At 68.7% G+C, this 18935-nt stretch carries 22 protein-coding genes; 12 read left to right on the top strand and 10 right to left on the bottom strand.

The genetic code is table 11. From position 1 onward, the window contains the following. Nucleotides 1-22 precede the first annotated feature (22 nt). The gene (locus tag FR943_RS22060) at nt 23-643 is read left to right on the top strand and encodes a TetR/AcrR family transcriptional regulator (protein ID WP_217160386.1); all 621 of its coding nucleotides are present in this window, start codon (nt 23-25) and stop codon (nt 641-643) included. Here the strand turns inward: FR943_RS22060 and FR943_RS22055 are convergent. Both FR943_RS22055 and FR943_RS22050 read right to left on the bottom strand, forming a co-directional pair. Beyond that, a complete protein-coding gene (locus FR943_RS22055; protein WP_217160385.1) occupies nt 635-1651 on the bottom strand; it encodes an LLM class flavin-dependent oxidoreductase in 1017 nt (338 codons plus the stop codon). The genes FR943_RS22060 and FR943_RS22055 overlap by 9 nt on opposite strands. 2 nt (nt 1652-1653) lie before the next feature. Beyond that, complete coding sequence (locus FR943_RS22050; RefSeq protein ID WP_217160384.1) at nt 1654-2457, bottom strand: enoyl-CoA hydratase/isomerase family protein; 804 nt, start codon at nt 2455-2457, stop codon at nt 1654-1656. A gap of 153 nt (nt 2458-2610) precedes the next feature. Here FR943_RS22050 and FR943_RS22045 point away from each other — a divergent pair, with 153 nt between their 5' ends. The 3 genes from FR943_RS22045 to FR943_RS22035 all read left to right on the top strand — a co-directional run bounded on the left by FR943_RS22045 (nt 2611) and on the right by FR943_RS22035 (nt 4314). Beyond that, on the top strand, nt 2611-3348 hold the full coding sequence (locus FR943_RS22045; protein WP_217160383.1) for an SDR family NAD(P)-dependent oxidoreductase: 738 nt from the start codon (nt 2611-2613) through the stop codon (nt 3346-3348). A 139-nt stretch (nt 3349-3487) separates the two neighbouring features. Further along, nucleotides 3488-3763, top strand: coding sequence for a hypothetical protein (locus tag FR943_RS22040; protein WP_217160382.1), 276 nt, complete (start codon nt 3488-3490; stop codon nt 3761-3763). Further along, nucleotides 3760-4314: a hypothetical protein gene (locus FR943_RS22035; RefSeq protein WP_217160381.1), complete on the top strand. Its 555-nt coding sequence runs from the start codon at nt 3760-3762 to the stop codon at nt 4312-4314. Before FR943_RS22040 ends, FR943_RS22035 begins: the two co-directional genes overlap by 4 nt. A 10-nt stretch (nt 4315-4324) precedes the next feature. Here FR943_RS22035 and FR943_RS22030 read toward each other — a convergent pair whose 3' ends face one another. Then, nucleotides 4325-5782: an aldehyde dehydrogenase family protein gene (locus FR943_RS22030; protein ID WP_217160380.1), complete on the bottom strand. Its 1458-nt coding sequence runs from the start codon at nt 5780-5782 to the stop codon at nt 4325-4327. A 142-nt stretch (nt 5783-5924) separates the two neighbouring features. On the opposite strand from FR943_RS22030, the gene FR943_RS22025 reads away from it, so the two are divergent. From FR943_RS22025 to pat, 3 genes are read left to right on the top strand one after another with little or no spacing between them, the layout of a single operon-like run. Continuing rightward, a complete protein-coding gene (locus FR943_RS22025) occupies nt 5925-6332 on the top strand; it encodes a TOBE domain-containing protein (protein WP_217160379.1) in 408 nt (135 codons plus the stop codon). Continuing rightward, on the top strand, nt 6329-7105 hold the full coding sequence (gene modA / locus FR943_RS22020; RefSeq protein ID WP_372448218.1) for a molybdate ABC transporter substrate-binding protein: 777 nt from the start codon (nt 6329-6331) through the stop codon (nt 7103-7105). Before FR943_RS22025 ends, modA begins: the two co-directional genes overlap by 4 nt. A gap of 32 nt (nt 7106-7137) precedes the next feature. After that, complete coding sequence (gene pat / locus FR943_RS22015) at nt 7138-8139, top strand: acetyltransferase Pat (protein ID WP_217160378.1); 1002 nt, start codon at nt 7138-7140, stop codon at nt 8137-8139. A gap of 4 nt (nt 8140-8143) precedes the next feature. Here pat and lpqN read toward each other — a convergent pair whose 3' ends face one another. Beyond that, nucleotides 8144-8833, bottom strand: a complete 690-nt coding sequence (gene lpqN / locus FR943_RS22010; protein ID WP_217160377.1) for an envelope biogenesis lipoprotein LpqN — start codon at nt 8831-8833, stop codon at nt 8144-8146. 151 nt (nt 8834-8984) lie between these two features. Between lpqN and FR943_RS22005 the strand changes: the two genes are divergently transcribed. Together FR943_RS22005 and FR943_RS22000 are read left to right on the top strand one after the other, a co-directional pair. Then, nucleotides 8985-9659: a DUF5642 family protein gene (locus FR943_RS22005; protein ID WP_217160376.1), complete on the top strand. Its 675-nt coding sequence runs from the start codon at nt 8985-8987 to the stop codon at nt 9657-9659. A gap of 30 nt (nt 9660-9689) precedes the next feature. Continuing rightward, nucleotides 9690-10361 (top strand): DUF5642 family protein, encoded by a 672-nt coding sequence (locus FR943_RS22000; RefSeq protein ID WP_217160375.1) that lies wholly within the window; start codon nt 9690-9692, stop codon nt 10359-10361. A 3-nt stretch (nt 10362-10364) separates the two neighbouring features. On the opposite strand, the gene FR943_RS21995 is transcribed toward FR943_RS22000, so the two are convergent. Together FR943_RS21995 and soxR are read right to left on the bottom strand one after the other, a co-directional pair. After that, complete coding sequence (locus FR943_RS21995; RefSeq protein ID WP_217160374.1) at nt 10365-10961, bottom strand: alpha-ketoglutarate-dependent dioxygenase AlkB; 597 nt, start codon at nt 10959-10961, stop codon at nt 10365-10367. 34 nt (nt 10962-10995) lie between these two features. After that, nucleotides 10996-11427 carry a redox-sensitive transcriptional activator SoxR gene (gene soxR / locus FR943_RS21990; protein WP_217160373.1) on the bottom strand — a complete coding sequence of 144 codons (432 nt, stop codon included), beginning with the start codon at nt 11425-11427 and terminating at the stop codon, nt 10996-10998. A 33-nt stretch (nt 11428-11460) separates the two neighbouring features. Here soxR and arcA point away from each other — a divergent pair, with 33 nt between their 5' ends. Continuing rightward, nucleotides 11461-12684 carry an arginine deiminase gene (arcA, locus tag FR943_RS21985; RefSeq protein WP_217160372.1) on the top strand — a complete coding sequence of 408 codons (1224 nt, stop codon included), beginning with the start codon at nt 11461-11463 and terminating at the stop codon, nt 12682-12684. On the opposite strand, the gene FR943_RS21980 is transcribed toward arcA, so the two are convergent. Further along, a complete protein-coding gene (locus FR943_RS21980) occupies nt 12681-14231 on the bottom strand; it encodes a dolichyl-phosphate-mannose--protein mannosyltransferase (RefSeq protein WP_217160371.1) in 1551 nt (516 codons plus the stop codon). The two genes, arcA and FR943_RS21980, sit on opposite strands and share 4 nt — an antisense overlap. Nucleotides 14232-14255: 24 nt before the next feature. Between FR943_RS21980 and rsmI the strand changes: the two genes are divergently transcribed. After that, nucleotides 14256-15092, top strand: a complete 837-nt coding sequence (gene rsmI / locus FR943_RS21975; RefSeq protein ID WP_217160370.1) for a 16S rRNA (cytidine(1402)-2'-O)-methyltransferase — start codon at nt 14256-14258, stop codon at nt 15090-15092. Between the two features lie 89 nt (nt 15093-15181). Then, entirely contained in the window at nt 15182-15550 is a 369-nt protein-coding gene (locus tag FR943_RS21970; RefSeq protein ID WP_217160369.1) for a hypothetical protein, read from the top strand. A 9-nt stretch (nt 15551-15559) separates the two neighbouring features. Here FR943_RS21970 and FR943_RS21965 read toward each other — a convergent pair whose 3' ends face one another. Genes FR943_RS21965 through FR943_RS21955 form a run of 3 tightly spaced genes read right to left on the bottom strand, consistent with a single transcriptional unit; the run spans nt 15560 to nt 18929 of the window. Further along, nucleotides 15560-16804, bottom strand: coding sequence for an aminodeoxychorismate synthase component I (locus FR943_RS21965; RefSeq protein ID WP_217160368.1), 1245 nt, complete (start codon nt 16802-16804; stop codon nt 15560-15562). Nucleotides 16805-16824: 20 nt separating this feature from the next. After that, on the bottom strand, nt 16825-17739 hold the full coding sequence (locus FR943_RS21960; RefSeq protein WP_217160367.1) for an RNA polymerase sigma-70 factor: 915 nt from the start codon (nt 17737-17739) through the stop codon (nt 16825-16827). Further along, nucleotides 17736-18929, bottom strand: a complete 1194-nt coding sequence (locus tag FR943_RS21955; RefSeq protein WP_217160366.1) for an NAD(P)/FAD-dependent oxidoreductase — start codon at nt 18927-18929, stop codon at nt 17736-17738. Before FR943_RS21955 ends, FR943_RS21960 begins: the two co-directional genes overlap by 4 nt. Between the last annotated feature and the right edge of the window lie 6 nt (nt 18930-18935).

Genomic DNA, 18935 nt, shown 5'->3' with positions numbered 1-18935 from the left:
CACGCCGGGTTAGGATGGCCGCGTGGAGGATCAGCCCGCGGGCTCCAGTCGGGTGGCCCGCCGCCGTGACCGCCGCAAGGCTGAGATCGTCAAGACCGCCACCCGAATCCTCACCGACTCCGGCTATGGCGGCATGAGCCTGGAAGATGTCGCCGAGCAGACCGACATCGCCAAAGCCACGCTCTACCACTACTTCTCATCCAAGGATGCGTTGGTCGCCGCTGCGTTGGAGACGCTCACCCAGGAAGTGCTGCAGCGGCTGGCCGCCCGTGCAGAGGCCATCGGAAAGGTCGGTGCCCGCGAGCGGTTGGCGGCCCTGGTCGACGAGCAGATCCGGATCCTCACCGAGACCGCGCCCGAGGTGGCCGCGGTGTTCTCCTGGCCGCGCGGCTGGCCGGATGCGTTCGAGGAGCCGATGAAGGACATGCGCCGACGTCACGACGCGGTGTTCCGCCGGGTGGTAGAGCGGGGCGTGGCCGACGGTGAATTCAGCTGCCCTGACGTCAATGTCGCCCTGCAGTGCCTGCACGGCATCCTCAACCAGGCCTCGGTGTGGCTCGGTCCGGGCCTGCACGAGGACGACCGCGACCGGTTGCGGGCCGCGATCGTCGACCGGGCGTTGTGCCTGTTCGTCTCAGGCTGAGCCGCCCGCCGCGGCGGCCGCCACCTCAATCAGCAGGTGTTCGTTGGCGCGGACGCGGTCGGGGTCGACTCCGAACGTGGGCGGGTAGAGCAGCGCCCAATCCACCACATCGGCATAGCGGCGCAGCTGCTCGACGATGTCCTCGGGCGTGCCGTACACCGCGCGGTCCTCGACCATGGCCTCACCCGCGGCCGCGATGCCGTCGATGTCGTTGCGGGCCAGGGCGTCCCGGCTGGCTTGGCGCTCGGCGGCGTGCTGCCCGTCGGGGAACAGCGCGTCGTAGCCCTTCGGCGTGGCGTAGAACCCGACCTGGGCCGCGGCGTCGCGGCGCGCCACCGCGCGGTCGGTGCTGGCCGCCGCCACGATCTGGGTGGTGATCCGGATGTCGGTGACCTCGCGCCCGGCCTTGGCCGCACCGGCGGCCAACCGCGGAAGCGACACGTCGCGCAGGTTGTCCGCCGAGGCGATGGTGTGGCCGACGAAGCCGTCAGCGCACTGTCCGACCGCGCTGACCATGTGCTCACCCACCCCGGCCGCCATTATCGGTATCTCGGTGGGCAACCCGGCCCGCTCATAGTGGGCCATCGCCACGCTGTCGAATCGTCCGTCGAAACGGAACGGCCCGCTCCGATGGGCGATCAACTGCCGGATCAATTCGATACGCTCGCGAACCTGCGGGGCCGGGTGCTGCAGTGCCGTGCCGTACCAGTCCTGGTTCATCCGGCGGGTGCTGCTGCCGACCCCGAGTACGAACCGGCCGCCGGCGATGGCCTGGATGTCGGCGGCCGCAGCGGCCAGCGCCAGCGGTGCCCGCGCGAAAAGCGGTGTGACACTGGTGCCGACGATCGCATTCTCGGTGACCGCGGCGAACGACGCGGCCCGGGTGAGACTGCTGCGGTTGTAGTAGTCGATGCTCCACAGCGAGTGCACCCCGGCGCGATCCGCGGCCTTGGCCACCTTCACCGCGTCGACAGGGTCCTCGTCCATGATGACCAGACCGATTTTCATCGTCATTCTCCCTGCGCCGACGGAAACTGCGGTGGACGCTTTTCGCGCAGCGCGGTGTAGCCCTCCACCACATCCGGCCCGAGGAAGGTCAGCATCTCGTAGGCCGCGGACTGGTCGAAGATCGGGCCGGCGTTGCGCAGCCAGTTGTTGAGTGCGCGTTTGGTCAGTCGGATTGCCTGCTGAGCGCCGGTGGCCAGGTTGTCGGCGATGCGCAGTGCCTCGTCGAGAACCTGCTCGCGCGGAAGGGCTTTGGCGACCATGCCGATCCGCTCGGCTTCGATGCCGCCGATCATCTCGCCGGTCATCAGGTAGTACTTGGCCTTCGCTGTCCCGGCCAGCAGGGGCCAGATGATCGCAGCGTGGTCGCCGGCGGCGACACCGAGTTTGACGTGGCCGTCGCCGATGCGGGCGTCCTCGGCGATGATCGCGACGTCGGCCAGCAGGGCGGCCACCGCACCGGCCCCGACGGCGACGCCGTTGATCGCGGACACGATCGGCTTGTCGCAGTTGATCATGTTGTAGACCAGCTCGCCCATCTCGGTGAGCATGTGCGACACCCGGTCGTAGTCGCCGGCCATGCGCTCCACCATGGCCAGATCACCGCCGGCGCTGAAGGCCTTGCCGGCGCCGGTGATCACCGCGACCCGGGTCTGCGGATCGGCTGCCACGTCCTTCCAGATGGTGGCCAACTCGGTGTGCATGTCCTCGTCGGCGGCGTTGTATTTCTCCGGCCGGTTCAGCGTGATGAGCAGGACGCCGTTGTCCCGGCGGGTCAGCGTGAGCTGCTGGTAGTCGGAGAAATCCATCTCGGTGTCCCTTCGTTGCGCTGGACGCTATTCGACCGAAGCTACGGCTATTCGACTGAACAAGTCAATTATCGACTGAGTGGTTGATTTTTAGCGGATGTCGGCAGATAGTGGCCATACCGTCCACACCACCGCAGATCGGAAGGTCAGATAGTGCGATTCGACGACAAAGTCGCCGTTGTCACCGGCGCAGCCTCGGGTATCGGCCGGGCCATCGCGGTCGAACTGGCACACGCCGGCGCCACCGTCGCGGCCGTCGACCGCGACGAGTCGGGCCTGACCCAGACCGTGCAGGCCTGTGCGAACGCCACGGCACACATCGTCGACCTCGCCGATGCCGCCGCGCTGGGCACACTTCGCGACGACGTCGTGGCGGCGCACGGACTGCCCGATGTCATCGTCAACGCGGCCGGCTTCGACCGGGTCGAGCCGTTCATGTCCAACGACGACGCGCTGTGGCAGGCGTTGGTCGCGGTGAACTTTCTCGGGCCCGTCCGACTCACCCATGCCTTCCTCGAATCGATCCTCGCTCGGGAAGCGACGGCAAAGATCGTCAACATAGCCAGTGACGCGGGGCGGGTGGGCAGTCTCGGCGAGACGGTCTACGCCGGCACCAAGGGCGGGGTGATCGCCTTCACCAAGTCGCTGGCGCGCGAGATGGCTCGCCATCAGATCAACGTCAACTGTGTTTGCCCTGGACCGACCGACACCCCGCTGTTGGCTTCGCTTCCGGACAAGGTGCGCCAGGGGCTGATCCGGGCCATCCCGTTCGGTCGGATTGCGAAACCTGAGGAGGTCGCCAAGGCCGTGCTCTTCTTGGCCTCCGATGATGCCAGCTTCATCACTGGCCAAGTCCTCAGTGTCAGTGGAGGCTTGACCATGGCCGGTTGAGCGCAAATTAACGTTTGATGAGGCTCGCCCCCGCCCTTGGTCGATGCCAGCTCCCAGTGGCATACTTGCTCCGCCCCTGGGCTCAACTCAGCCGATTCCGTTAGCCTCAGGGAGCAGATTGGCCGGTTGGGGGATTGCTATGGCAAACGATCTGAGGGTCGACCCGGGTGCGCTTCGGGCGGGGGCCACCAGCAGCGAGATGATCGCTGCCGAATTACGGGCGTCGGCCACTGCTCCGGATGCGGGGGACTATCCCAGTTGTGCCGGGGTCTCGGCGATGGATGCCGCGGTGATCACCGCGCGGGGAACGCAGTCGGGTCGGGTCAGTGCGCAGGCGGGCGACCTTTCGGCCGCCGCCCTGAGATATGACGTCAGCGATGGACACACCGCCGGAGGTATGGCGGAGTTGATGTGAGTGAGGTAGCCGTCGCCGATCTGTCAGGTGGGGCGCTGACCCGTTCGAGGTTGGAGAGTTGGGACACAACGTATCTCGCGGAGGCCGCGGCGCGCTGGCGGCAGTTGGCGGCCCAGTCTGAGGAGCTGTTCGAATGGCACCGGCGGAACGTCTGCGCCCCCGGCGGTGCGGAGTGGTCGGGTGCGGCCAGTGAGGCCGCCGGCGAACGGGTGAGCACAGACGCGGCGGTGGTCCGCAAGCAGGGGGATATTCAGCGCGAGGCGTCCGAGATCGCCGAAAACGGCTGTCGTGACATCAGATTGGCGGTCGAGCAGGTGCTCGAGGCCATTGCGGCGGCCGAGGAGGACGGCTTCCAGGTGTCCGAGGATCTCAAGGTCCGCGACACCCAGCGGATCGACGTGACCACGCTGGCCGTGCGCTACACGGCGTCTCGGGAGCACGCCGAGGACATTCGGTGGCACTGCGAGCGGCTGCTGCAGGCCGAGCTCTATCTGGGTCAGCGGCTCGAGGGCAAAGCCCTCGAGCTCGCCGACATCCGATTCCCGGTGTGACCGGGACGGTTTACAGCTGCGCCCAGATCGACTTGGTCTTCAGGTACGCGTCGATACCCTCGTAGCCGAACTCCTTGCCGAGGCCGGACTGCTTGTACCCGCCGAACGGCACGTTGTGGTCGAAGGTCAGCTGGCAGTTCAGCCCCACCATGCCGGCCTGCAGACGCTTGCCCAGGCTGTGCGCACGGGCCAGGTTGGAGGTCCAGACGGTGGCGGCCAGACCGTAGCTGGTGTCGTTGGCCATCGCGACGGCTTCGTCGTCGTCGTCGAAGGGCAGGATCGTCACGACCGGGCCGAAGATCTCTTCCTTGTAGAGCCGGCTGGTGGCCGGGTCGACATTGGTGACGACGGTGGGCTTGACGAAATAGCCCTTGCGGTCCAGCCGGTAGCCGCCGGAGACGATCTCGGCGCCGTCGCGCTTGCCCTGGTCGATGTAGCCGAGCACCCGGTCGAGCTGCTTCTGGCTGACCAGCGGGCTGATCATGGCCCCCTCGTCCTTGGGCCCGCCCAGCACGAGGTTGTCGCCGATCATCGCGATGCCCGCCACGACACGCTCATAAACGCTGCGCTGCACGAAGATTCGTGACCCGCACACGCAGCCCTGGCCGGAGTGCACGAAGATGCCCATCGAGGCCATCATGATCGCCATGTCCAGATCGGCATCCTCGTAGATCAGCACCGGGGACTTGCCGCCGAGTTCCAGGGTCACCTTCTTCAGGTTGTCCGCCGAGTTGCGCATGATCTGCTTGCCGACCTCGGTGGATCCGGTGAAGGCGACCTTCTCCACGTCGGGGTGGGCGGTGATCGCGGCCCCGGCGGTGGCGCCGTAACCGATCACGAAGTTGGTCACGCCGTCGGGTACGCCGGCCTCACCGATCAGGCGTTCCAGCAGCACCGCCGACAGCGGGGTCTCTTCGGCGGGTTTGACGACGCTGGAACAACCGGCGGCCAGGGCCGGGGCCACTTTGGCGCAGGCGTTGAACAGCGGGCCGTTCCACGGGTAGATCAGGCCCACCACGCCATAGGGTTCCTTGGTGGTGTAGGCGTGCAGGTTGGAGTAGTTGCTGTTGACGCCGCCCTCCATCTGCACCTGGTAGGACGTGCCGTTGAGCTTGGTACACCAGCCCGCGTAGTAGCGGAAGAACTCGGCGCACGTCGACACGATCATCTCGGCCTGCATCGGCGGCATGCCGGCGTCCAGTGACTCCAGCTCGGCGAACTCGGCGGCGTGCTCGTCCATCAGGTCGGCGAGCTTCCACATGACCTTGGCGCGCTGGCGGGCCGCCAGATCGGTCCACACCCCGGACTGATACGCCGCCTTGGCCCGCGCGACGGCCTCGTCGACCGCTTCCGGTCCGCAGTCGCGGAACTCGGTGATCTGCTCCTCGGTGGCGGGGTCGATGACCGCGATGGTCTCGCCGGTGCCGGGCCGTTTACGGATGTCGTCCAGGACTGTCTGTAGCGCCATGTGGTTCCCTTCGTCGTGACAATGCTGAGCACCTGCTTAGCAGTCGGGCCCGGGGTGGTCAAGACCGCACCTGCGGCAGGGGGCAGCACGTGATTCGGCATTTGCGGTTGTTGCGGCACTGCGGTGTGGATACGCTGGCGCGGTGCCAGACATCCGGGTCCGCGATGCGGCCGAGTTGCTCGGCGTGAGTGACGACACCGTGCGGCGCTGGATCGATGACGGCGCACTGCCGGCGCATCTCGACGGCTCCGGCCGCAAGGTGATCGACGGGGCCGCGCTGGCCGCCTTCGCACGCGCCAATGCCGCTGCGGCGCCCAAGGATCCGCTCGGCATCGGCAGCTCGGCGCGCAACCGGTTCGTCGGGCTGGTCACCGACGTCGTCACCGACGAGGTGATGGCTCAGGTCCAGATGCAGTGCGGGCCGTTCACCGTGGTCTCGCTGATGAGCAGCCAGTCGGTGCGTGAGCTCGGCCTTGTCCCGGGCAGCGTGGCCGTCGCGGTCGTCAAGGCCACGACCGTCATCGTGGAAACCCCGAAAGGACAGTCATGACCAGAACCCGGATGCTCGCTCTGGCGGTCGGCACCGCGATGGCGACGGCCCTGATCGGTGGCTGCGGCACGAACCAGTCGTCCGCGCCGAGCGCCGACGGCGATTCGATCACCGTGTTCGCCGCCGCCTCGCTGAAGGCCGCGTTCACCGAGATCGGCGAGCAGTTCAAGACCGACAATCCCGGCGCCTCGGTGGAGTTCTCCTTCGCCGGGTCCTCCGACCTGGTCACCCAGCTGACCCAGGGCGCCGACGCCGACGTGTTCGCCTCCGCCGACACCCGGAACATGGACAAGGCAGTGGCCGCCGATCTGGTCGAGGGCGACCCGGTGAACTTCGCCGCCAACACCCTGACGATCGCCGTGGCCCCGGGAAACCCCAAGGGCATCACGTCGTTTGCCGATCTGGCCAAACCCGGCATCAGCGTGGTGGTGTGCGCACCCCCGGTGCCGTGCGGCGGCGCCACCGAGAAGGTCGAGAAGGCCAGCGGGGTGACGTTGTCGCCGGTGAGCGAGGAGAACTCGGTCACCGATGTGCTGGGCAAGGTGACCACCGGCCAGGCCGACGCCGGTCTGGTCTACGTCACCGACGCCGCCGGGGCCGGCGACAAGGTCACGGCCGTCGCCTTCCCCGAGGCCGCCGGGGCCGTCAACACCTATCCCATTGCGGTGCTCAAGCAGACCGCGCACAACGAGTTGGCGCACCGTTTCGTCGACCTGGTCACCGGCGAGGCGGGCCAAAAAGCCCTCGCCAAGGCAGGATTCGTCAAGCCCTGACCATGCCCGCGGCAGCGCCGTAGCCTTGGGACGTGGCCGATCTGACCGAGATCCGTGCCGACGACCTGGCGGCGCTGGAATTCTTCGCCGGATGCGGGCCGTCCGTGCTGGCACCGTTGACCACCCTGTTGCGCCCGCTGTCGGCCGCAGCCGGCCAGGTGCTGATCCGTCAGGGCGAACCGGCCCTCACGTTCATGTTGATCGCCTCGGGGCGGACCCGGGTGGTCCACGTCGGCGACGACGACCAGGCCGTCATCGCCGATCTCGAACCCGGCCTGATCGTCGGCGAGATCGCGCTGCTGCGGCACGCGTCGAGGACCGCCACCGTGACGGCGATCGACCCGGTGACCGGCTGGGTCGGTGACCGGGACGCCTTCGAGGTCATGCTGCACCTGCCCGGCATGTTCGACCGGCTGGTGCGCATCGCCCGCCAGCGGCTGGCCGCGTTCATCACGCCGATCCCGGTGCAGATGCGCAACGGCGACTGGTTCTATCTGCGGCCGGTGCTACCCGGTGACGTCGAGCGCACCATGAACAGCCCGGTCGAGTTCTCCAGCGAAACCCTCTACCGCCGGTTTCAGTCCGCCCGCAAACCGACCAAGGCGCTGCTGGAGTACCTGTTCGAGGTCGACTACACCGATCACTTCGTCTGGGTGATGACCGAGGGAGCGCTGGGGCCGGTGGTCGCCGACGCCCGGGTGGTCCGCGAGGGCCACGGCGCCACGACCGCCGAGGTGGCGTTCACCGTCGGCGACGACTATCAAGGCCGCGGGATCGGCACCTTCCTGCTCGACGCACTGGTGGTGGCCGCCCATTACCTTGGCATACAACGGTTTACGGCTCGGGTGCTCAGCGACAACTACTCGATGCGGCGCATCCTGGACCGGATCCACGCGGTATGGCAGCGCGAGGATCTGGGAGTGGTGGTGACCGACGTCGCGGTGCCCGCGGTCGACTCGCTGAGCCTGGATCCCGAGCTGTCCGCGCGGATCACCGACGTCACCCGGCAGGTGATCCGCGCGGTGAGTCAGTGACCGGTCAGGGGGTGATGACCGCCCCGTCGTCGATCGCCTTGGTCACCTCCATCAGCGCACGCATCTGATTCTCGGTGCCATCGGCGTTGAGCTGCAACACGAACAATCCGTCGGCACCGGGGATCACCACGGTCTTCTGGGCGATCAGCCGGGTGGCGCCGTTCTTCAGGTAGCTGCCGCCGATCTGGTATGCGTCGAATCCGCTGAGCTGACTCGTCGACCCTTCGCCCTGGTTCTGGTAGCCGGGCAGATTCCGCAGCTCGTTCGGTGCGTACTCCAGGATCTTGGCCGGATCCACATTGCCCACCAGCTTGGACATCAGGGCGATGATCGACGGCGGGTCACTGACGAACGCCGGGTCGGTGGACACGATGGCGCCCCACGCCCACTTCGGGGCCGAGGAGCCCGCGTCCGTCCAGCCCGGGGGAACCGGCAGCTGCAGCGTCGGCGTGCCCGGATCACCTTGGTGCACCGCGGTTTCGGTGATGTTGTTGTCGCGGATGTAGTCGACGATCGTGTAGTGGTGCTCGGCCGCCGGGGCGGGGGCGGCGCTGGTTTCGCCGGCCTCGGACGTCGTGGTGGCCGCACTGTCGTCGTTCTGGGCTTCGTCCTTCGGGGCGCCGCAGCCGGCCATTGCGATCGCCAGCACCACGGTGGTGCTGGCGATCCAGCTTGCCCTCAACGAGCTGGTCATCGTTCTCCAATCGCCTGGGATGCCGCTCAACTGATGTGGACGATAACTGTCGACGCGGTCAAATATCGCCAAAAGCCGCGGTTCACCGGCAACTTCGTGCCCGGCCCGGTATTTGCCGCAGGGCGGGTTCCAGCTGTGGTATCAACGCGCCGTGCGCCTTTTCGTCGTTGCGACCGTTGTGCTGGCGGCCGCTGTGGGCTGCGGGCCGCGACCGGCGCCGGAACCCGCGACGACCTCGGGGCCGGCACCGAGGAGTTCCGTCGGCACCGTCGACCCGGCCCGCATCCAGCGGGCCCGCGACGGTCTCCCGCCGGGCTACGAGGTGGTCGACATCGACCCGCACGCCAACCCGGTATCGCTGTGGGGGTTCGGCCCGGACTGGGCCGCCGATCCGCCCGAGTGCGGGGCGCTGCCCGCCCGCGAGACCGAACCCACCCGCGGGTGGTCGGCGTCGGGACCTGGCGGCATCGTGTACGCGGGGGTGATGACCCTGGCCCCGGGGGTTCCCGAGGTGCGTGACGCTCGGTCCTGCGGACAGTGGAGTGTGTCGGGCGGACATGCCGTCGGGACCGTCACCCGGGTGCCGGCCCCGGAGATCGACGGCGCGGTGACGGCCGGGACGTCCACCGCCGTCACCACCGTCGTCGAGGGCGGCACCGAAACGCGGTCCCACGCCGACACCTTCACCGCGACAATCGCCGCCGAGTCGGGTTCCCGCCACGTGTTCGTCACCGTCGTGACCGACCCGGGCTCGCCCAATCCCGCGCTCGACGCCACCTTTGCCGCCGACCTGCTGGTGAAAACGGTTTCGGTGTTGCGCGGCTGAATCGGCGCGGCCCTGTAAGTTGAACCAGCGATGAACCGCAACGTCTCACTCGCCGCCATGGGCGTGCTCGTCTGTGCCTCCGGATTGGTCGCCTGCGGTCAATCGGACCAGGCGGCCTCCGCCAACGCGAACATCGCCAACGTCGCCAAGGTGCGCTCCAGCTTCGGCCCCGAATTCAAAGTCACCGATGTCGCTCCGGCCGGCATCGACCCGAAAAAGCTGGCGCCGCACAAGATGCCGCCGGGGGTCAAGGTCGAGCCCGCCGAGTGCGCCAAGTTCGCCGAAGGCCAGGCCATGCCCGACGACCTCAAAGGCAATGTGGCAGCCACCTCGGCAGAAGGGGCGGGTAACCGGTTCATCGTGATGGCGCTGGAGACCTCCGAGTCCATCCCGGTGAGCGATCCGGGGGACGCCTGCAAGCAGGTGAAGTTCCTGGGCCCCGGGATGCGCGGTCAGGTCGACGTGGTCGACGCCCCGCAGATCGAGGGGGCCCGCACCGTGGGAACCCACCGCGTGGTGCAGACCGTGATGGGTGGCCAGCCGCGCACCGGCGAGCTGTACAACTTCGTCGCCAGCTTCGACACCTTCATGGTGATCGTCACGGCCAACCCGCTGGTGGCCGCGGGCAAGCCGGTGGCGCCGATCGACGACAAGCGGGCCCGTGAGCTGCTCACCACCGCGGTGGCCGCCGTGCGGGGCTGAACCTCAGCGCACGTCGTGCGGGCGGAACTGGATGCTGATCCGCGGGCCGACCAGGCTGGTGGTCTTCGGTATCGAATGCTCCCAGGTGCGCTGGCACGATCCGCCCATCACCAGCAGGTCGCCGTGGCGGTGCTGCAACCGCAGGGCCTGACCGCCACCGCGGGGGCGTAGCGCGAAAGTCCTTGTGGCGCCGAGCCCGACGATCGCCACCATGGTGTCGTGGGTGCGGCTGCGGCCGATGGTGTCACCGTGCCAGGCGACGCTGTCGTTGCCGTCGCGGTACAGGCACAGGCCTGCGGTGGTGAACGGTTCGCCGAGCTCACCGCCGAAGGTGTCGTTGAGCCGGCGCCGGATCTGCTTGAGCCGTGGGTGCGGTACCGGTTCGTTGATCAGGTGGTGAAAGCTCACCAGCCGGGGCACCGCGACCACCCGGTCGTACATCTCGCGCTCTTCGGACCGCCACGGGATCGTGTCCATCAACTCCTCGAACAGCGAGTCCGCGTCGGGCAGCCAGCCCGAGCGCAGCTCCACCCAGGCGCCGTCGCCGAGCCGTCGACGTTCGGCGTGCTCGAACAGTGAGCCTTGCAACGCCAGCTCCATGCGCGCGAGTGTATCGCACAGACGTTCGACTGCTCTAGAGGCGGGAGGCGCCCGGTCCGTGCTCGGCCAGCACGTCACCGGGATTCGTCAGCAGGCAGGTTTTCAGGCTCAAACAGCCGCAGCCGATGCAGCTGGTCAGGTTGTCGCGCAGGCGTTGCAGATGCAGGATGCGGTCATCGAGGTCCTGACGCCAGCCGGCGGACAGCTTGGCCCAGTCCTTGCTGGTGGGCACCCGGTCCTCGGGCAGCGCCGACAGTGCCTCGCGGATGCGGGCCAGTGGGATGCCCAGGCGCTGCGACATCCGGATGAAGGCCACCCGGCGCAGGGTCTCCCGGGCGTAGCGGCGTTGGTTGCCCGCCGTGCGGCGGCTCACGATCAGGCCCTCGCGCTCATAGAAGTGCAGTGCGGACACCGCCACGCCGCTGCGTTGCGACATCTCGCCGGGAGTGAGCTCGTGAGTCTCCATACACCTCAACCATAGTTGAGCTAACGTCAGGGGGTGGGCACTGCGGCGTTCGGTTCCAACTCCGAGGTCGGACGGCTGCGCGCGGTGATCCTGCACCGGCCGGGGCCCGAATTGCAGCGGCTCACACCGCGGAACAACGACGCCCTGCTGTTCGACGGCCTGCCCTGGGTGGCCAAGGCGCAACGCGAGCACGATGCCTTCGCCGCGCTGCTGCGCTCACGCGGGGTCGAGGTGCTGCTGCTGGCCGATCTGCTGACCGAGGCGCTGGCCCACAGCGGGGCGGCCCGGATGCACGGCATCTCCGCGGCCGTCGATGCCCGTCGGCTGGGAGTGCCGCTGGCCCAAGAGCTTTCGTCGTATCTGCGCACCCTGCCGCCGGCGGACCTGGCCCGCATCCTGATGGCCGGGATGACGTTCAACGAGGTGCCCTTCGGTGGCCCCGAGCTGTCGCTGGTCCGGCTCATGCACCACGGTGGCGATTTCGTGATCGATCCACTGCCCAATCTGCTGTTCACCCGGGATTCGTCGTTCTGGATCGGCCCGCGGGTGGCCATCACCTCGCTGGCGCTGCCGGCCCGGGTGCGCGAGACCTCCCTGACCGACGTCATCTACGCCCATCATCCGCGGTTCCTCGGCGTCCGGCGGGCCTACGAATCACGCTCGGCACCGGTCGAGGGCGGCGACGTGTTGCTGCTGGCCCCCGGGGTGGTGGCGGTCGGGGTGGGGGAGCGGACCACGCCGGCCGGTGCGGAAGCCCTGGCGCGCAGCCTGTTCGACGACGACCTGGCGCACACCGTGCTCGCGGTGCCGATCCGCCAGGAGCGGGCCCAGATGCATCTGGACACCGTGTGCACGATGGTCGACGTGGACGCGGTGGTGATGTACCCCAACATCGTGGATTCCTTGTCGGCGTTCACCATTCACCGCACCGACGGTGAGATCCAGATCGACGACGAGGTTCCTTTCGTGCAGGCCGCGGCTGCGGCGATGGGTATCGACCGGTTGCGGGTGATCGACACCGGGCTCGATCCGGTGACCGCCGAACGCGAGCAGTGGGACGACGGCAACAACACCCTGGCCCTGGCGCCCGGCGTGGTGGTGGCCTACGAGCGGAACTCCGAAACCAATGCGCGGCTGGTTGATTCGGGCATCGAGGTGCTGCCGATCGAAGCCTCCGAGCTGGGTACCGGCCGGGGCGGGCCACGCTGCATGTCATGTCCGGCGGCGCGCGACCCGGTGATCTCGGCGCACACCTAACGCCAGGACGGCAGCCAGATCTCCAGGTTCCACGTCGCCTGCGAGATCGGAATCCCGGTGAGGACCGGATACAGCCACGCGAAATTGGCGATCACCAGCGCCAGGTACAGGCACACCGCCAGCAGCCCCAACGTCCGGCGCTCCGGATTCTGGTTGGGTTTGTAGAGGATGTCGCCGAGGATCAACGCGATCGCCAGCACCAGGAACGGCGCCATCACGGTGGCGTAGAAGAAGTACATCTGCCGGTCGATGTCGAAGAACCACGGCAGGAAACCGGCCGAATACCCGACCAGCACCACGCCGTAACGCCAGTCCCGGTGCACCACCGCCCGCCACAGCGACCAGCCCAGCACCGGCACCGCGATGAACCACATCGCCGGAGTCCCCACCAGCATCACGGCTTTCACGCAGGACTGCGCGCCGCAGCCGGCCACATCCTGGTTGTCGATCGCGTAGAGCACCGGCCGCAACGACATCGGCCACGTCCACGGCTTGGATTCCCACGGGTGGTGGTTGCCGTCGGCGTTGGTCAGCCCGGCGTGGAAACGGTAAGCCGCATAGGTGTAATGCCACAGTGAGCGCAGCGCGTCGGGCATCGGGATGATGCTGTTCTCACCGATGGACTGGCCGGCCTCGTAGCGGTTGATGCCGGTCTCGGAGGCGAACCACGGCCCGTAGGAGGCCAGGTACACCGCGACCGGGATCAGTCCGAACACGTAGGCGGCCGGCCCCAGATCGCGGCGCAACGTGCCCCGCCAGGGCTGCGGCACGTGGTACTGCTTGCGCGCGATCGCGTCGAGCACCAGCGTCATGACGGCGAAGAACGCCACGAAGTACAGCCCGGACCACTTCGTCGCGCAGGCCAGACCGAGCAGCACCCCGGCGCCGAACCGCCACCACCGCACACCCAGCCGCGGACCCCACGGCGTCTCCGCGATCCGACCTGCCATGAACGCGTTGTGCATGCGTCGGCGGACGTCGTCGCGGTCGACCATCAAACAGGCGAAGGCCGCCACCACGAACATCACCAGGAACACGTCCAGCAGCGCGGTACGGGCCGAGACGAAGCTGACCCCGTCGGCGATCAACAGCAACCCGGCGATGCCACCCACCAGGGTGGAGCGGCTGATCCGGCGGGCGATGCGCACCACGAGCAGCACCAGCACCACCCCGCACATCGCCCCGGAGAACCGCCAGCCCAGGCCGTTGTAACCGAACAGCGCCTCGCCGATCGCGATGAGTTGCTTGCCCACCGGCGGATGCACCACGAGCCCGTAGCCCGGGTTGTCCTCGACGCCGTGATTGTGCAGCATCTGCCAGGCCTGCGGCGCGTAGTGCTTCTCGTCGAAGACAGGCGTGCCGGCATCGGTCGGTGACCCCAGGTTCAGGAATCGGCTGATCGCGGCCAGCGCCGTGATGATGGCCGTCATGGCCCAGCCCTGCAGTCGGTCCGTCGGCCCGAAATCCGGGGCCGGGATCAGCGGGGCGGGGCTGATCAACGGGACCGAGCGACCAGCCGACGGCGTTGCGGTGGCGGTGGCGGTCACGCAAGCGATCGTAGGCTGTCGGGCGTGACACCCGGCAAACTACTGATCGGCGCCACGCCGCTGGGTCGGCCCGATGATGCCTCGGCCCGTCTGATCGAGGCGCTGTCGACGGCCGACATCGTGGCGGCCGAGGACACCCGGCGGGTCCGCGCGCTGGCCCAAGCGCTGGGCGTGCAACCGGCCGGCCGGATCATGAGCTTCTTCGACCAGAACGAGGCGAGCCGGGTGCCCGGCCTGCTCGACGAGATCGCCGCGGGTGCGACGGTGCTGGTGGTCAGCGATGCCGGCATGCCGCTGATCAACGATCCGGGCTATCGGCTGGTGGCGGCCTGCGCCGAGGCTGATCTGCCGGTGACGTGCCTGCCCGGTCCGAGTGCGGTGACGACGGCGTTGGCGGTGTCCGGGCTGGCCTCGGACCGGTTCTGCTTCGAGGGCTTCGCCCCGCGCAAACACGCCGCCCGGCGGGCCTGGCTGCAGACCCTGGCCGCCGAACCACGCACCTGCGTGTTCTTCGAGTCCCCGCGCCGGCTGGCCGAGACCCTGCGCGACGCCGTCGAGGTGCTGGGGCCCGAGCGGCGCGCCGTGGTGTGCCGCGAACTGACCAAGACCCACGAGGAGATCCGCCGCGGCCGCCTGGGCGAGCTCGCCGAGTGGGCCGCCGACGGCGTGCTGGGCGAGATCACCGTGGTGCTGGCCGGGGGCACGCCGACCGTGGAGCTGGCGACGCTGGTGGCGCAGGTCGAAGAACTGGTGGCCGACGGGGCCCGGGTCAAGGACGCCTGTGCCCAGGTCATCGCCGCGCACCCGGGCGCACCGTCGCGGAATGAGCTCTACGATGCGGTGCTGCGCGCCCGCGACTGACACCACGGCTGCCGCGGCGGTGGCATATTTTCGTGCATCTGAGGGTGTGCGACCGCGGTTAGGGTGGGGCCATGGGTCCGGATTTCTCTATGGTCGATTCCGCGGAAAAGGCCGAACAGCTTTGTGCACAGGGACAACTGGAGCGGGTACTTCTCACCCCGGCGGAGTTCGGCGGGCCCGACCATCCCCAGAACGTGGTGTACTGTCCGCTCGGTTCGACGGAGTCGAAGGCCGGTGTCGACCTCAACATCATCGCTCCGCTCATCCAGGAGGGCAGGGTGCAGGCGTACGCCGCGATGCCCAAGTATGAAGGCAACAGCTTCGTACCCATCGCCCTTGAGATAACGGCCTGGCACCCCGAGTCCCCGGATGCGGGGGTGTTCGCCGCCACGCTCGCGATGTGGGGTTCGGCGCTGACGGCCGGCCCGGCCATCGCGGACGGCGGCCAGTTGCCCTGACCGCTGCGGTCAAACCCGTTGTACGCCAGGCGGAGTGAGGGCCGGAAGCTGCACGATCGATGCGGCCTTGTGCAGGCATTCGTCCCATTCGGCATCGACATCGGAATCGGCGGTGATACCGCCACCGACGCCGAGGATCGCCGAGCCGTCGGCGCCGAACTCCACGGTGCGGATCGCCACGTTGAGTTCGGTGCCGGCCACTGGTGAAGCGAGCCCAACTGTGCCGCAATAGATTCCGCGTCGATGCGGCTCCCAGTGCTGCAACAGCTGCCGGGCCCGCCGTTTGGGGGTGCCGGTGACCGAGGCCGGCGGGAAGGTGGCGTCCAGCAGTGCGCCCATCGGTACCCGCTCCGGCACCTCGGCGGTGACGGTGGAGACCAGGTGCCAGACCCCCGGCGCCGGGCGCACCGCGAGGAGCTCGGGCACCGTGACGCTGCCCGTCGCCGCCACCCGGCCCAGGTCGTTGCGCACCAGGTCGACGATCATGATGTTCTCGGCGACGTCCTTGACCGAGGTCAGCAGCCCGGCCGGGTCGGCGTCGCGGGGCAGGGTGCCCTTGATCGGGCTGGACGCCACGAGCGTCCCGGCCCGGTACAGGAACAGTTCGGGCGACAACGAGGCCACCGCGCCCCACTCGCCGGCCACGTATGCGGCCCGCGCCGGTGCGGTGCGGGCCACCGCGTCGGTGAAGAAGTCGAGGGGGTCCCCGTCGATGCGGCCGGTGAACCGGGTGCACACGCAGGCCTGATACACCTCGCCGGCGGCGATGGCCTCCAGGCAGGCCAGCACACCGCGGCGGTGCCGGTCCCGGTCAGGGGCGGTCCAGGTGAGCTGGTAGGGCCCGGGCGCGGCCGGCTGCAGGTGCCCGAGCCAGGTGGGAAGTGTTGTGCCGCTGAGGCTTTCGAACCACCAAACGTCGTCGGCGTCCTGGCGCAGCACGCAGTCCGACCAGCCGCCGGCGGCCACCGGGATGCGCGGCTCAGCGCCGTCGGAACCGGGGTCCGGGTAACACAGGTGGCCGAACCACCCGCCGCCGACGGCACCGGCCGGCCCCGAAGCCTGTTGCGCCACATCGAAGGCCGCGCCGGGGGCGACCGGCACCACCGACACCGACGGGGCGATGACCGCCCGGGAGGAAAACCAATCGCCGATCACCGCGGCCGGTGGGGGCAGACCGGCGACCCGGGCGGCCGCGGCCACGCCGCGCAACACCGCCGGGGCATCGCCCAGGGCACCGAGCCGCTCGATCCGCATGCCATCAGCTTGGCAGAACCTCAGCGGCTGATCACCCGCGGGACATCCACGCCGGTCAGCTTGTCGGGATTGCGCATGGCGTAGAAGTGGGTGATCTTGCCGTCGATGACCTCGATGGTGAACACCCCTTCCATGCCGGCATCGCTGCGGATCAGCATCGCCGGTTCGCCGTTGCACGTGATCAGTTCGAACTGCAGCCCCGGGATGCGGTCGGCGGCGCGGAACAGACCGACCAGCATTGCCGCCACCTTCGGCGCTCCCACGACAGGTCGCCGGGCCGCGCTGGCCTTACCGCCGCTGTCGGCGGTGTAGACCGCATCCGGTGCCAGCAGGGCCAGCAGGCCGTCCACGTCACCGGTGGACGCCGCTGCCAGGAACTGCTCGGTGACCCGGGTGGACTCGGCGAGGTCGACGGGCTCGAAGCGCTTGCGCCGCGCCTGCACGTGCTCGCGGGCCCGATGGGCCATCTGACGCACCGCGCTCGCGGATTTGCCGATGGCCGAGGCGATCTCGTCGTGGCTGAAGCCGAACACCTCGCGCAGCACGAACACCGCGCGTTCGTCGGGGGTCAGGGTTTCCAACACCACCAGCATGGCCATCGACACCGACTCGGCCAGCACCACATCTGCTGAAGCGTCACGCTCCTCGAGCAGCAGCGGCTCGGGTAGCCATGGGCCGACATACTCCTCGCGCCGGCGTGACTGGGCGCGCAGTGCGTTGAGTGCCTGGCGGGTCACCAGCTGGGCCAGGTACGCCTTGGTGTCCTGCACGGTATCGAGGTCCACCTCGGACCAGCGCAGGTAACTCTCCTGCAGCACATCATCGGATTCGGTTGCTGTTCCGAGGATTTCGTAAGCAATCGTGAACAGCAGCGGCCGCAGCAGCGTGAACCGTTCGGCGTGCTCGTTCGAGTTACCTGCGCCGGCGCCGTTCATCGGACCGGTGCCTCCTGCTGCGCTTCGGCGAGCTGGCGGGCCCGGTTGCCGCCCTTGAACCAGAAGTACGACCCCGGCTTGAGGCCCTCCTTGCGCATGAACGTCACGGTCGCGCGGCACACCTGCTCCTTGACGAAAGCCCCGGTGCGCCCGCCGAGGTAGGCCCGGCGCGGGCTGTCGTCGGAATGGCACAGCTGCACGGTCCCGGCGTGGCGTCCGACGCTCACGCACTGCCCGGCGAATGCCTGGTTGAGCACGGCCGGTTGCTCCCCGGCGATGCGGGCCAGCACGGTGTTGGCGGCCTGGATGCCCATCGGGCCCGCCGACTGGCAGCTCATCCGCAGCGGAACGCCCGACGGCGCGGCCGCATCGCCGGCGGCCACGATGCGGGCGTCGTCGATGCTGGTCAGGGTTTCATCGGTGAGCAGCCGGCCCAGCTCGTCGGTGCGCAGGCCGCTGGCGGCGCCCAGTCCGGGCACCCGGAATCCGGTGGTCCACACCGTCACCGCGCTGGGCAGCCGGTTTCCGTCGGCCAGCGTGACAGCGTCGGCCTCGACTCCGGTCACCAGGATCTCGGGTCCGTCGATGATCGAGACACCCAGCTTGGTCAGCGCCTTGACGATCGAGCGGCGCGCCCCAGTGCCCACCGAGGCGCCCACCACATCGGTGACCAGGGTGACGGCCCGGCCCGCCTCGGCAAGCTCGGCGGCCGCCTCGATCCCGGTCAGGCCACCGCCCACCACGACCACCGGCGCGGACGTCGGGACATCCTGCAGCCGGGCCCGCAGCCGGTGGGCTTCTTCGAGTTCCGAAAGGGGATAGGCGAATTCAGCGGCGCCGGGCACCGAGGCAGGCACCCCGCCGGTGCTGCCGACGGCATAGATCAGATAGTCGTAATCGAGCACCGTGCCGGACGTCAGCTGCACCTGCCGTAGGCCGGCGTCGATGCGCTCGGCACCGTCGACCACGAGCCGCACTCCGGCACCGAGCAACTCGGCGTAGTCAGCAGTGGCGGTGTGGTTGCCGGCGGCAAGCTGGTGCAGCCGGATCCGCTCGACGAACTCGGGTCGTGGATTCACCAGCGTGACAGCCACTCCGGGCCCGCTCTGCAGATGGTTGGCCGCCAGCACCCCGGCGTATCCGCCGCCGATCACGACAACCCGGGTGTGCTGTGCAGTTCTGTCGGTCATGGTGTC

This window comes from [Mycobacterium] fortunisiensis, assembly GCF_019050325.1.
GTDB classification, from domain to species: domain Bacteria; phylum Actinomycetota; class Actinomycetes; order Mycobacteriales; family Mycobacteriaceae; genus Mycobacterium; species Mycobacterium fortunisiensis.
Note: the sequence above shows the minus strand (reverse complement) of the source record. Positions and strands in the feature narration are given on the sequence as shown.

Excerpts from the sequence above, each read along its gene's own strand:
- FR943_RS22040 (WP_217160382.1), top strand. The coding sequence starts at position 3,488 with ATGGCAAACGATCTGAGGGTCGACCCGGGTGCGCTTCGGGCGGGGGCC.
- FR943_RS21955 (WP_217160366.1), bottom strand. The coding sequence starts at position 18,929 with ATGACCGACAGAACTGCACAGCACACCCGGGTTGTCGTGATCGGCGGC.
- FR943_RS22030 (WP_217160380.1), bottom strand. The coding sequence starts at position 5,782 with ATGGCGCTACAGACAGTCCTGGACGACATCCGTAAACGGCCCGGCACC.
- FR943_RS21995 (WP_217160374.1), bottom strand. The coding sequence starts at position 10,961 with ATGGAGCTGGCGTTGCAAGGCTCACTGTTCGAGCACGCCGAACGTCGA.
- FR943_RS21965 (WP_217160368.1), bottom strand. The coding sequence starts at position 16,804 with ATGCGGATCGAGCGGCTCGGTGCCCTGGGCGATGCCCCGGCGGTGTTG.
- FR943_RS21960 (WP_217160367.1), bottom strand. The coding sequence starts at position 17,739 with ATGAACGGCGCCGGCGCAGGTAACTCGAACGAGCACGCCGAACGGTTC.
- FR943_RS22055 (WP_217160385.1), bottom strand. The coding sequence starts at position 1,651 with ATGAAAATCGGTCTGGTCATCATGGACGAGGACCCTGTCGACGCGGTG.
- soxR (WP_217160373.1), bottom strand. The coding sequence starts at position 11,427 with ATGGAGACTCACGAGCTCACTCCCGGCGAGATGTCGCAACGCAGCGGC.
- FR943_RS22050 (WP_217160384.1), bottom strand. The coding sequence starts at position 2,457 with ATGGATTTCTCCGACTACCAGCAGCTCACGCTGACCCGCCGGGACAAC.
- FR943_RS22000 (WP_217160375.1), top strand. The coding sequence starts at position 9,690 with ATGAACCGCAACGTCTCACTCGCCGCCATGGGCGTGCTCGTCTGTGCC.
- modA (WP_372448218.1), top strand. The coding sequence starts at position 6,329 with ATGACCAGAACCCGGATGCTCGCTCTGGCGGTCGGCACCGCGATGGCG.
- lpqN (WP_217160377.1), bottom strand. The coding sequence starts at position 8,833 with ATGACCAGCTCGTTGAGGGCAAGCTGGATCGCCAGCACCACCGTGGTG.
- FR943_RS21970 (WP_217160369.1), top strand. The coding sequence starts at position 15,182 with ATGGTCGATTCCGCGGAAAAGGCCGAACAGCTTTGTGCACAGGGACAA.